Genomic DNA, 12,863 nt, shown 5'->3' with positions numbered 1-12,863 from the left:
GGACTTGCTTATCCCGCAGCGAACTCGCGGAGGTCGTCGAGGGCCGGTGAGACGGCAGGGGTGCTCAAGGGTTGGCGAGGCAAGGCGCCCGGCAAGTTGTCGGCTTGCGGCAGGCCCGCTGGGCGCATCAGCGCCGCGAGCATTTGCTGCTGGGGCTGGCCCTCCTGCGTCAGGCTGCCGACGGCCTGGGCCACGGCGGCGGCGCCTGGCACGCGGCTGGCCGCCTGCTGCAGGCCGAGCTGCGCCATGGGGGCCAGCAGCGCCTGAGCGCCACCGCCCTGCACCGCCTTGGCCAAAGCCACCGCCTGCTGACCTGCCTGCACCGCGGGAGCGGCCTGGCTCAGGGCCCCGGCCATTGCCGCAACCCCGGTCAGGGCACCGCCGGCGCGTGTGGCAGAAGAAGAAGCACTCGCCGAGGATGCGCTGCCGCCACCACTTGCGGCCGTCGACGTCGAAGCCGCGGACGACGCCAGCGGCTCGAGCGGCCACTCCGGCTGGCCGAAGTAATTGCCCATGTCCCAGGGGTCGCGCGGATCTTTGCCATAGACGATCTGGGCGGTGCCCATCGGCAGCCCGGCCACGCTGGCGTGGCCGTTGGCGTCGAGCTGGCCGGCGTGCGTGCCGCCTTCCGAGTCGATCACGGTGTACTCGCCTTGCCTCACGCCCTGCCGCTGCACGCCGGTGGCGTTCACGTAGCGGTGGAACAGGTCCAGCTGCCCCTTGGGCAACTGGGTGGCCTGCGGCAGGCTGGGCGAGCCCATGCTGGCGGGGCCGGTGTGCGAAAAGCCGGTGGCCTGCACACGCCAGGGGCCCGAGGTGCCATGCACGATGCCGGAGCCGCTCCACTTGGTGAAGCTGGTGCCACCGTTGATCACGACCTCTTCCTTGGCCGTGATCGTGATGCGGTTGGCCGTCTGCGTGATGTTGAGCTTGGCCAGCAGGTTGATGCTGTCCTTGAGGGCCGTGATGTCGATGTTCGAGGTGGCCGCCACCAGCTTCATGCCGGCCTTGTGCGCGAACAGGCGCACGGCGTCCTTGACGCTCACCAGCAAGCTCTTGCCGGCACTGACGCTGGTGTGTGCGCCACTGGTCAGCGCGTTGTGCTCGGTGCTCACCACGTGGGTCGAGCCCTGGGTGGTGGTCTGGATGCCGGCCGGGCTGGCCAGCGTCAGGTGCGGCGCCTGGAACTCGGGGAACTCGCCCTGGCTTGGGTTGCCGCCCTGGCCTTTGATGTCGGTGGTCTGGGCCTGCAGCGCCTTGACGACTGCGTCCTGGTCGCCGGGCTGGTGCGCCTGCGCCTCCTTGGCGACCTCCGACAGGCTCTGGTGCAGGTCCTGGCCTTGCGTCAGGCGCTCGACCGTCTCGGCCATGTCGGTGATGTGGGCCCGGGCGTTCAGGCGCTCCTCGGTGGTGAGCAGCAGGCCCTGCCTGGCGCGCACGGCGCCGTGGCCGTCGGTCCTGAGCTCAAACCCCTGCCCGCGCGCATCTCGACGCCCCGTGTTGTCTTCGATGCGGGTGATGTGGCCCAGGCTGAGCTGGCTGGCCTGGTGGTCGCTCTTGGCTTGGACCTGGATGCCGCTCTCGGTGTCGTCCAGCAGGACGTGGTTGCTGCGCCCGCCGGCGCTGTTGCCGCCGTCCGGCGTCAGCTCGCGGCTGCGGAAGCCCGTCAGCGCGCGCTGTTCGGGCAGCTTCCACGGCGGCATATAGGCCTGGTTGTGCACACAGGCGGTGACCAAGAAGTGGTCGGGGTTGCCGTCCAGGCATTGCACCACCACCTCTGAGCCGACGCGGGGGTGGCTGATCAGGCCGTTCTCGCCGCCGGCCCAGTTGGTCGCCACGCGCACCCAGCAGCTGCCGCTGTTGTCGCGGTCCCAGTGGAACTGCACCTGGATGCGCCCGTATTCGTCCACGTGCAGGCTGCCGACCCCTTCGGGGCCGACCACGGTGGCCGTCTGCGGCACTGTCAGCAAGGTGGTCTTGCTGTTGAACCCGCGGCCGGGCCGCCACGGCACGGCCTTGTGCTGGCAGCGGAAGGTGTTCTTGTACTCGGCGACGGCGTCGTCGCCCTGCAGGTAGTTGTTGCGGGCCTCGTGCTCGGCTTCGAGGATCAGGAACTCGGCGTCGTCGCCGCTGTGCCCGAAGTGGTCGGTGAGCTTGAACCAGCGGCCGGGCATCACGCGGGCACAGTTGCCCTGGGCTTCGTACACCTTGCCGCGCGCTTCGATCTCTTCCATGCGCTGCCGCGCCAACTGCTCGGCGCCGGCCCGGTGTTTGTAGCCGTAGTGGCCTTCGTAGCTGTGGACTTCGAGCTGGGGGATGTCGCCTTGCGGGTTGACGGTGGGCAGGCCCACATGCACCGGGGTCGGGTCTTTGAAGTCGAAGCCGCTGATCGCCGAGTGGCCGGAGGCCCACTGGCGGCGCGGGCTCCATTGCGCAATGGCGTCTTCGTCCTCGGCGCCGCTGTTGCTGTGGAAGCGGATCTCGGGCGCCGTGCCGTCGATCGGGTCGGCGGTGCGGGTGTCGTCGATCACGACCCAGGTCTCGCCCTTGTCGCTGTACTCATAGCGGGTCACGTACCCGGCGGCTTCGAGGCGGCGGTGGAGGTAGTTGTGGTCGGTCTCGTCCCACTGGGTGCACATCGTGAACTGGGGCTGCTCGCCGGCGACCTTCCATTCCCACACCGGCAGCGGCCCGTAGTCGGCCAGCAGCGTCTGCACCTGCTGCTGCAGGGTCTGGTTGTGGAACAAGCGGTTGTTCTGCCTCAGCGTGAGGAAGAACAGCCAGGGCACCAGCACCGCCTCATAGAAGGCGAGGCCGCCGTCGGTCTTGACGTGGCGGAAGGTGTGGACCCGGCCGGTGAAGTGGCGCAGGCCGCCGTCGGCGCGCACCAGCGACACACACAACAGCTTGCCTTGCAGTTCTTCGAGCGGGATGTTGGCGTCATCGCTTAGGAGTTCGACCGTGTAGCGGTAGTCGCGCGAAAGCGACTCGGCTGCGTGCAGGCGCTCGACCAGCAGTTCGGCGGTCGGCGCGTCGCCATTGGGAAAGCTCAGCAGCAGCAGACGCGCGTGCTGGCGTCCTTCGATCAGGGCTCGCAATCGGCTCACAGCGCGGTCCTCGGCCCACGGGAGCATGCTGGCACGCGATTCCTCAACCGTCGCGGCAGCGACCGACATGACTGCACCCAACCGCCGGCCAACAGCGCGGCAGTGACATGACCAATGTCCACTGGAAACCTCCCTGAGGGACGCGCCGCCGTGCAGGCTGAAGAACGTGCAGGCGGGCGCCGATTTGTGTTGGAGGCAGTGTAGTGAGCAGGTGGCGGCTCGAAGGCCGACTTCCCCCGCTTAGGGGGGCTTCGGGTTGTAAACCCTCGTAAATATCGGGGATAGCAGCCGATCATCTTGGATCGGGCGGTTCGCGCGAGCACGCAGCGCTGGTCGCTCCGCCTCATGCCCTGCCGCGGCATTCACGCCGCTCGGCCATTGCGCCTTCGCGCGCCGAGGCCACGCCGGGGAGCACTTGCGCCGTAGGGTGGAGGTCCGCCACAAGCAGGCCACCATCGACAAGCTTACGCACGAGAACGCGACGCTCAAGCGGCTGAAGTTCGCCGCCGGGCGCGAGCACTTCAATGCCGAGCAACGCCGCTTGCTCGAAGACACGTTGGATGCGGATCTGCAGGCGGTGGCATGGTGGTGCTGAAGACCGGCAGTTGGCCGTTGTTCGGTGTGTTGGTGCCTCCCCCCCTCGATTGCAGGGGCACCTCCCGCGGATCGGGGGAGCACTTTGAAGGGCGGCGACTACAGTGAATGTGTGCCCGAGATGGTTCTGATCTGCGCCTCACGACGCGCACACCTGCCACGATCATCCGACGGCCTCGTCTTCTGTGGAGACGGGAATCTTTGAGCGCGAGTTCTTGGCGCGTCCCTGCAGAGGACGCGTCCTGACTGTGCCCGGCCTGTCTTCTTAGGAGAGATGAAAGTGAAGTCCAACGTCAAGCACGCCTTCGTCGCTGCCGTGTTGCTCGGGAGCGGCCTGACGATTCCGGCGGCCGCCAGCGGCAGCGCGCCTTCTTGCGACACCTTCGCTGGAGCGGCAACAGCAACGTGCGCGGCCTTGGTCGGGCACTGGGATTTAGGCCACTTGCCCGCGACGGCCCAAAGCAAGGTGACCCGTGTGTTGAAAGGCCAGGACTCGAAAGAGAACGGGAAGGTGGGGATCTTGACCGTGAGCCGCAAGATCGATCAGCAGTGTGGAGCAGGCTGCACAAAAGAAAAGCCGCTACCGGAATCGGTTTCGGTCATGCTGACGGCCGAGCTGATCTGGCGCCACAGCCCCAGCCCATCGCACAACTGGGTCAACGCAACGTATGGCGGCCCCGGGTCGATGACTTTCGAGCAAGTGGGCCCGGACCACGTGCACGATGCACAACTCGTGCACCAGGACAAGCAAACGACCACGGTATCGCTGGAGCCGGGAAAAATCTACACCTACAACTTGGACGTGGAAACCTTCGTCAGCCTGGCGGACAACTTGCCCTCCAACTCGGACATCGGCATCGCCTGGACCGACGCCACGTTGACCCTGTCGGCCAAGCTCGTCGACCCGAACTTCGCGCAATATTCAGTCTCTTGCATCCCGATCCCGGAGCCCGGCACCTACGCGTTGATGGGCTGCGGACTGGCGGTCCTCGGCGGAGGTCATGCGTCCAGGCGGCGGCGCAAACTGGCGTCCTGAAGCGGTCCAGCCGTCGTCAGGCTACGGTCTCAACTCGTTCGGCCACGTGCTCGGCGCTGCCGATCTACCGGGCGGCACCGGGCATCAGGCGTTCCTCTACGACGGTAGCGCCGTAAAGCCGCTCGGCACGCTGGGCGGCAACAGTCAGGCTCACGCGATCAACGACAGCGGCCAGGTGGTCGGCTTTTCAACGCGGACGCCTGGGGGCGTCGGCAGTTCGTAGACCGGCGGCAGCACGCCCTGGGGCCCCGAGATCCACGGCTTCCTGTACGCCGATGGCGTGATGCATGAGAGGGCCGGCCGCCTACCTTGCGCCTCCAAGGTTGCGACCATACCGGGCCTACAAACGAAAACCCGGCCAGAGGCCGGGCTTCGCTGCAGATACCGGGAGGGCCCGAAGGCTCAGGACGTCACGCGCGGCGTGTGCTGCGACGGCGTGTTGACCGGGACCGTGGGGCGGGTCGGCTCGGCCACGGGCGCCATCTCTTCGAGCACCCACTTGCGGACGCGCTCGGCGTCGCCGATACGGGAGTAACGGCCGGTGGAGTCGAGAAACACCATGATCAGCTGGCGTCCGCCCATGTAGGCCTGCATCACCAGACAGCGGCCTGCCTCGGCGATGTAGCCCGTCTTCTGCAGACCGATCTGCCACGACGGGTTGAACACCAGCCCGTTGGTGTTGCGGAACTGCAGCTGGCGGCTGCCGACCGCTACCTGGTACTCGGGCGAGGTCGAGAGCTCACGGATCAGGTCGTAGCGGTAGGCGAACTTGACCAAGGTGGCCAGATCGCGGGCGCTCGACTGGTTGCGGCTCGACAAGCCGGTCGGCTCGACATAGCGGGTGTCGTGCATGCCCAGCTCGGCGGCCTTGCGGTTCATCGCGGTCACGAAGGTGGCGAGGCCGCCGGGATAGTGCCGGCCGAGTGCGTTGGCCGCACGGTTTTCGGACGACATCAGCGCCAGGTGCAGCATTTCGCCGCGGGTCAGCGCCGTGCCGGGCGACAAACGGGAATGGCTGCCCTTCTCGGTGTCGATGTCAGCTTCGGTGATCGTCAGCACCTCGTCGAGCGGCTGCTTGGCCTCGACCACGACCAGGGCGGTCATCAGCTTGGTGATCGACGCGATCGGGAGCACCGCTTGCGAGTTCTTGCTGAGCAGCACTTCGTCGGTGTCCTGGTCGAGCACCAGCGCCACGCTCGACTTGAGGGCGAGCGGGTCGAGCGTCTCGTGCAGGCCGTAGGCCTGGCCGTAAGACAGGCGCGAGGGCGACAGGACGGCCGCAGTACGGCGCGGGATGGCATTGAGATGCGCCGCGGCCCGGGTGGCCTTGGCGGCGCTCAAACGAACTTTGACGCGCTGCGCGGCGGCGCCGCGTGCAACACGTTTAGTGGTTTTTGTTTGTTTCTTGGATGCCGCCGCGGTGGCGCGCTTGCCATCGCTCTTCTTGGCGGCCAGCGCACCGGCTTGCATACCGGACATCAACAGGCAACCGGCTACGACAGACACCGCTAAACGAGACCCAAACAGCTTGCGCAACGAAAACACGGCAACCTCCAACAGCCAGGCCAATCGAGTGTAGGGGATCAGAAAAAGCTGCGCAACATCAAAAGCTTACGCGCTGTTCCTAAAGTCACAACTAAGCCCGGTGCGAACGACGCTCGGGTCTCAGCCCTGCGCCGCCACGCGTTCTGCCTTGCTGTGCAGCTTGTTCAGCGCGGCCAAATAGGCCTTTGCCGAGGCAACGACGATGTCAGGGTCAGCCCCCACGCCGTTCACCACTCTGCCGCCCAACTGAAGGCGTACCGTGACTTCACCTTGAGATTCTGTACTTCCCGAGGTAATCGCATTGACCGAATACAGCAACATTTCGGCACCACTTTTCACCTTGGATTCGATCGCCTTCAAACTGGCATCTACCGGGCCGTTGCCGTCGCTCTCGGCCGCGAACTCTTGTTCGCCGACGGCGAAGACCACCCGGGCGTGCGGCCGTTCGCCCATTTCGGACCGCTGCGACAGCGCCAGCAGCCGGTAGTGCTCCTGCTCGCTGGTGACGCTCTCGTCGCTGACCAGCGCGATGATGTCTTCGTCGAAGATGTCGCTCTTGCGGTCCGCCAGGTCTTTGAAGCGAGCGAAGGCAGCATTCACTTCGGCCTCCGACTCGAGTTCGACGCCGAGCTCCTGCAGGCGCTGTTTGAACGCATTGCGGCCGGACAACTTGCCCAGCACGATCTTGTTGGCCGACCAGCCCACGTCTTCGGCCCGCATGATTTCGTAGGTGTCGCGCGCCTTGAGCACGCCGTCCTGGTGGATGCCCGAGGCATGGGCGAAGGCGTTGGCGCCGACCACGGCCTTGTTGGGCTGCACCACGAAACCGGTGGTCTGCGAGACCAGGCGCGAGGCCGGCACGATCTGCGAGGTGTCGATGCCGAGTTCGAGGCCGAAGTAGTCGCGGCGGGTGCGCACCGCCATCACCACCTCTTCCAGCGAGCAGTTGCCGGCCCGCTCACCCAGGCCGTTGATGGTGCACTCGACCTGCCGCGCACCGCCGATCTGGACGCCCGCCAGCGAGTTGGCGACGGCCATGCCGAGGTCGTTGTGGCAGTGCACGGACCAGACGGCTTTGTCGGAATTGGGGATGCGCTCGCGCAGGGTCTTGATGAAGTTGCCGTACAGCTCCGGCACCGCATAGCCGACGGTGTCGGGAATGTTGATCGTGGTGGCGCCCTCGGCGATCACCGCTTCCAGGACGCGGCACAGGAAGTCGATCTCGGAGCGGTAGCCGTCCTCGGGGGAGAACTCGACGTCGCCGGTGAGGTTGCGGGCGAACCGCACCGCCTGCCGCGCCTGCTCGTACACCTGGTCAGGCGTCATGCGCAGCTTTTTCTCCATGTGCAGCGCGCTGGTCGCGATGAAGGTGTGGATGCGGGCCGACGCGGCCCCCTTCAGCGCTTCGGCGGCACGCGAGATGTCGCGGTCGTTGGCGCGGGCGAGCGAGCAGACGGTGGAGTCTTTCACGACGTCGGCGATCGCCTTCACCGCGTCGAAATCGCCATTGGACGAGGCGGCGAAGCCGGCCTCGATGACGTCCACACGCAGCCGCTCGAGTTGGCGCGCGATGCGCAGCTTTTCGTCTTTCGTCATCGAGGCGCCGGGCGATTGCTCGCCGTCACGCAGGGTCGTGTCGAAAATGATCAGCTTGTCGGCCATGGTGGACTCCGTGGGTGTGTGGTGTTGCCGCGTTCCGCGCGAACCAACCGGTACACAGCGCAGCGATGCGCAAAAACAAAAACGGCCCGCGAGCGTTGTAGCTGGCGGGCCGTTGACGAGAAAACTCTTAGACGTGAGCCATCAGCGTGCCCGTGACACTGCTAGAGGCAGTAGCGTGTGGGGGGCGAGGCGCGTCGTCATGAGGGTCAATATATCACGAGGCCGTGCCAGCCGCGCACCTCATTGATGCAAGCCCTTCTCGTCCGGCTCGTCGGTCGACACCGCGATCACGCTGACCGGCTTGCCCTTGGCCTTCTTGATGAAATAGACCGCATAGCCGGAAAAGCCGTAAGCGAGGAACACCGCGAACAACACCAGCGGCGGGTGGTAGGAAATCACGGCGAACGACAAGGCGATCGCCACGATCACGATGAACGGCACCGAGCGCCGGAAGCTGACATCCTTGAAACTGTAGAACGGCGCATTGGTGACCATCGTCAGACCGGCATACAGCGTGAGGCCGAAAGCGGTCCACTTGAGCCAGGGCTCGTTCAGCGCGACGTCCTTGAAGCCGAGGTCGTCCATCACCCAGATCAGGCCGGTGACCATCGCGGCGGCCGCCGGGCTGGGCAGCCCCTGGAAAAAGCGCTTGTCGACGACGGCAATGTTGGTGTTGAAGCGAGCCAGCCGCAGCGCCGCGCCGGCACAGTAGACGAAGGCGGCGATCCAGCCCAGCTTGCCCAGGCCCTGCAGTGCCCACTCATAAACGATCAGCGCCGGTGCCGCGCCGAAGGACACCATGTCGGACAGGCTGTCCATCTGCTCGCCGAAGGTGCTCTGCGTGTTGGTCATGCGCGCCACCCGGCCGTCGAGGCTGTCGAGCACCATCGCGCAGAACACGCCGATGGCGGCCAGGTCGAAGCGACCGTTCATCGCCATCACCACGGCATAGAAGCCGCCGAACAGCGCGGCCAGCGTGAACAGGTTGGGCAGGATGTAGATCCCCTTGCGGCGCGGGCGCGCGACGACCTCGGCCGCTGGCAGGTCATCGGGGTCATGCAAATGGTTCATGTCTACGGGGTCGGAACGTCGCGAAGGAGGCAAGCAGGCACGCAGCGAGGACCGCTGCGGGGTGCCCCGTGCGGTGCCTGGCGCCACGTCGGACGCGGCGGGAGGTGTGGGCACTGCATGGGGCGAGAATACAACAGCCCCAGATGAAAAAGCCGCGAGGAATCCTCGCGGCTCGTACAGCTGGGGCTGGCTTGCTTGCGACGATCAGTTCTTCGACTGGTCGACCAGGCGGTTCTTCTTGATCCAGGGCATCATCGCGCGCAGCTGCTCGCCCACCACTTCGATCGGGTGGGCAGCGGTCAGGCGACGGCGCGACTGCAGCGTCGGGGCACCGGCCTTGTTCTCGAGGATGAAGCTCTTGGCGTATTCGCCGGTCTGGATGTCCTTGAGGGCCTGGCGCATCGCGTTCTTGGTGTCCTCGGTCACCACGCGCGGGCCGGTGACGTACTCACCGTACTCGGCGTTGTTGGAGATCGAGTAGTTCATGTTGGCGATGCCGCCTTCGTAGATCAGGTCCACGATCAGCTTCAGCTCGTGCAGGCACTCGAAGTAGGCCATCTCGGGCGCATAGCCGGCTTCCACCAGCGTTTCGAAGCCGGCCTTGATCAGCTCGACGGTGCCGCCGCACAACACGGCTTGCTCGCCGAACAAGTCGGTCTCGGTCTCTTCGCGGAAGCTGGTTTCGATCACGCCAGCCTTGCCGCCACCGTTGGCCGCAGCGTAGCTCAGCGCCAGGTCGCGGGCCTTGCCGGTCTTGTCGGCGTGCACGGCGATCAGGTGGGGCACACCGCCGCCTTGGGCGTAGGTGGAACGCACGGTGTGGCCGGGCGCCTTGGGCGCGACCATCCACACGTCGAGGTCGTCGCGCGGGACGACCTGGCCGTAGTGCACGTTGAAGCCGTGGGCGAAGGCGAGCGAAGCGCCCTGCTTGATGTTGGGGGCGACTTCGCTGTGGTAGACGGCTGCGATCTGCTCGTCGGGCAGCAGCATCATCACGACGTCGGCCGACTTCACCGCCTCGGCGATCTCGGCCACTTTCAGGCCGGCCTTCTCGGCCTTGTTCCAGGAAGCGCCGCCGCGACGCAGCGCGACCGTGACCTTCACGCCGCTGTCGTTCAGGTTCTGTGCATGGGCGTGGCCCTGCGAACCGTAGCCGATGATCGCGACGTTCTTGCCCTTGATCAGGCTCAGGTCGGCGTCCTTGTCGTAATAAACCTTCATTGGGTTCTCTCCAAAAAATCTTGTGAACAGGTGACCGAGCGACCGCGTGAACGAGTGTCAACCGCGTCGAATGCCCCACCTCACATGTTCACGGCATCACCTGTTCACTCGTTCACGGTCTTCGTTGTTTCGGTTCTGCTGCGGCTCACACACGCAGGATGCGCTCGCCGCGGCCGATGCCGCTGGCACCGGTGCGCACGGTCTCGAGGATGGCGGCGCGGTCGATCGCCTCGATGAAGGCGTCGAGCTTGCTCGTGTCGCCGGTGAGCTCGATGGTGTAGGTCTTCTCGGTCACGTCGATGATGCGACCGCGGAAGATGTCGGCCATGCGCTTCATCTCTTCGCGCTCCTTGCCGACCGCCCGCACCTTGATGAGCATCAGCTCACGCTCGGTGTAGCTGCCTTCGGTCAGGTCGACCACCTTGACCACCTCGATCAGCCGGTTGAGGTGCTTGGTGATCTGCTCGATGACGTCTTCGGAGCCGCTCGTGACGATGGTCATGCGCGACAGCGAGGGGTCTTCGGTCGGGGCGACCGTCAAGCTTTCGATGTTGTAGCCGCGGGCCGAAAACAGGCCTACCACGCGGGAGAGGGCGCCGGCCTCGTTCTCCAGCAGCACTGCAATGATGTGTTTCATAAGTCGTCGTGGTTCGTACTCTTCAGGCCGACGGCGGTAACCGGCGGCCCTTGGCACGCTGTCCGATCGAAAAGTGGTTTGTTCCAGCCCGAGCCGGTGCGGTGGGAGGGCCGGCGCCTGACGCCCCGCGGTAACGGCAGCGCCCTTGCCGGCCTCTCATTCACCTCACAGGTCTTCGGACCCCAGCAGCATTTCGGTGATGCCCTTGCCTGCCTGCACCATCGGCCAGACGTTTTCGGTCGGGTCGGTGCGGACATCGAGGAAGACGGTGCGGTCCTTCAGCTTCATGGCTTCGCGCAGCGCCGGCTCGACGTCGGAAGGCCGCTCGACCAGCAGGCCAACGTGGCCATAGGCCTCGGCCAGCTTGACGAAGTTGGGCAGCGCGTCCATGTAGCTGTGCGAATAGCGGCCGCCGTAATCGAGCTGCTGCCACTGGCGCACCATGCCCAGGTAGCCGTTGTTCAGCGAGACGATCTTCACCGGCGTCTGGTACTGCTGGCAGGTCGACAGCTCCTGGATGCACATCTGGATCGAGCCTTCGCCGGTGATGCAGAACACCTCCGCATCGGGCTTGGCGAGCTTGATGCCCATGGCATAGGGCAGGCCCACGCCCATCGTGCCCAGGCCGCCGGAATTGATCCAGCGGCGCGGCTCGTCGAAGCGGTAGAACTGGGCCGCCCACATCTGGTGCTGGCCGACGTCCGACGTGATGTAGGTTTCGCGGTCTTTGGTCAGCTCCCACAGGGTCTCGACCACCTGCTGGGGCTTGATGACCTCGTTGGAGCGCTTGTAGCTCAGGCACTCGCGCTTGCGCCACTCGTTGATCTGGCCCCACCAGCTCGACAGCGATTGCACGTCGGGGCGGCTTTGCTGCTCGCGGATCTGCGCGATCAGCTCCTGCAGCACGTCCTTGACGTCGCCGACGATCGGAATGTCGACCTTGACACGCTTGGAGATCGACGACGGGTCGATGTCGACGTGAATGATCTTGCGCTCGACCGACGCGAAATGGCGCGGGTTGCCGATGACACGGTCGTCGAAGCGGGCACCGACGGCGAGCAGGACGTCGCAGTTCTGCATCGTCATGTTCGCTTCGTAGGTGCCGTGCATGCCCAGCATGCCGAGGAACTTCGGATCGCTGGACGGGTAGGCGCCCAGGCCCATCAGCGTGTTGGTGCAGGGGTAGCCGAGCAGGTCGACCAGCTCGCGCAACTCCGCCGAGGCGTTGCCGAGGATGACGCCGCCGCCGGTGTAGATATAGGGCCGCTTGGCGCTCATCAACAGCTGTACCGCCTTGCGGATCTGGCCGCCATGGCCTTTGCGCACCGGGTTGTAGGAGCGCATCTCGACGCTGTCGGGATACTCGAACGCGGTGACCTTGAGCGACACGTCCTTCGGGATGTCGACCACCACCGGGCCGGGACGGCCGGTACGGGCGATGTGGAAGGCCTTCTTCATCGTCTTGGCCAGCTCGCGCACGTCCTTCACCAGGAAGTTGTGCTTGACGATGGGCCGCGTGATGCCAACCGTGTCGCACTCCTGGAAGGCGTCGAGGCCGATGGCCGGCGTCGGCACCTGACCGGTGACGATGACCATCGGGATCGAGTCCATGTAGGCGGTCGCGATGCCGGTGATGGCGTTCGTCACACCGGGCCCGGACGTCACCAGGGCCACGCCGACCTCGCCGGTGGCGCGCGCATAACCGTCGGCGGCGTGTACCGCGGCCTGCTCGTGGCGCACCAGCACATGCTCGATGGTCTGCTGCTTATAGAGTGCGTCGTAGATATAGAGGACGGCACCTCCGGGGTAGCCCCAGATGTACTTGACGCCCTCGGCCTGGAGGCAACGCACCAGGATGTCGGAGCCGTTCAGCTCCTCAGGGGAATGGGTGTTGTGCGGGGAGGCTTTGCCGTCCGAAGCGGCGGCGCGCTTGTGGTCCGCGGCAGACATGTCCATTAAGAACCTTTCTGAATTTCTCTAACGAAAAACG

At 65.6% G+C, this 12,863-nt stretch carries 9 protein-coding genes; 2 read left to right on the top strand and 7 right to left on the bottom strand.

Annotated elements, in window-relative coordinates; genetic code table 11:
- Positions 1–8 precede the first annotated feature (8 nt).
- Positions 9–3,107, bottom strand: coding sequence for a type VI secretion system Vgr family protein (locus AAW51_RS09075; RefSeq protein ID WP_238947804.1), 3,099 nt, complete (start codon positions 3,105–3,107; stop codon positions 9–11).
- Positions 3,108–3,522: 415 nt separating this feature from the next.
- On the opposite strand from AAW51_RS09075, the gene AAW51_RS29805 reads away from it, so the two are divergent.
- Together AAW51_RS29805 and AAW51_RS09070 are read left to right on the top strand one after the other, a co-directional pair.
- Positions 3,523–3,702 (top strand): hypothetical protein, encoded by a 180-nt coding sequence (locus tag AAW51_RS29805; RefSeq protein WP_238947803.1) that lies wholly within the window; start codon positions 3,523–3,525, stop codon positions 3,700–3,702.
- A 273-nt stretch (positions 3,703–3,975) separates the two neighbouring features.
- Entirely contained in the window at positions 3,976–4,737 is a 762-nt protein-coding gene (locus AAW51_RS09070; protein ID WP_047194355.1) for a PEP-CTERM sorting domain-containing protein, read from the top strand.
- 402 nt (positions 4,738–5,139) lie between these two features.
- Here AAW51_RS09070 and pbpG read toward each other — a convergent pair whose 3' ends face one another.
- The 6 genes from pbpG to AAW51_RS09040 form a co-directional block, all read right to left on the bottom strand.
- Complete coding sequence (gene pbpG / locus AAW51_RS09065; protein ID WP_053014005.1) at positions 5,140–6,216, bottom strand: D-alanyl-D-alanine endopeptidase; 1,077 nt, start codon at positions 6,214–6,216, stop codon at positions 5,140–5,142.
- A gap of 186 nt (positions 6,217–6,402) precedes the next feature.
- Positions 6,403–7,944: a 2-isopropylmalate synthase gene (locus AAW51_RS09060; protein WP_047194354.1), complete on the bottom strand. Its 1,542-nt coding sequence runs from the start codon at positions 7,942–7,944 to the stop codon at positions 6,403–6,405.
- Between the two features lie 240 nt (positions 7,945–8,184).
- Positions 8,185–9,015 carry a CDP-diacylglycerol--serine O-phosphatidyltransferase gene (gene pssA / locus AAW51_RS09055; protein WP_047194353.1) on the bottom strand — a complete coding sequence of 277 codons (831 nt, stop codon included), beginning with the start codon at positions 9,013–9,015 and terminating at the stop codon, positions 8,185–8,187.
- A 204-nt stretch (positions 9,016–9,219) separates the two neighbouring features.
- Positions 9,220–10,236, bottom strand: a complete 1,017-nt coding sequence (gene ilvC, locus AAW51_RS09050) for a ketol-acid reductoisomerase (RefSeq protein WP_047194352.1) — start codon at positions 10,234–10,236, stop codon at positions 9,220–9,222.
- 145 nt (positions 10,237–10,381) lie between these two features.
- The gene (gene ilvN / locus AAW51_RS09045) at positions 10,382–10,873 is read right to left on the bottom strand and encodes an acetolactate synthase small subunit (protein WP_047194351.1); all 492 of its coding nucleotides are present in this window, start codon (positions 10,871–10,873) and stop codon (positions 10,382–10,384) included.
- A gap of 165 nt (positions 10,874–11,038) precedes the next feature.
- Entirely contained in the window at positions 11,039–12,829 is a 1,791-nt protein-coding gene (locus AAW51_RS09040; RefSeq protein ID WP_047194350.1) for an acetolactate synthase 3 catalytic subunit, read from the bottom strand.
- Between the last annotated feature and the right edge of the window lie 34 nt (positions 12,830–12,863).

Source organism: Caldimonas brevitalea, assembly GCF_001017435.1.
Classification (GTDB): domain Bacteria; phylum Pseudomonadota; class Gammaproteobacteria; order Burkholderiales; family Burkholderiaceae_C; genus Caldimonas; species Caldimonas brevitalea.
Note: the sequence above shows the minus strand (reverse complement) of the source record. Positions and strands in the feature narration are given on the sequence as shown.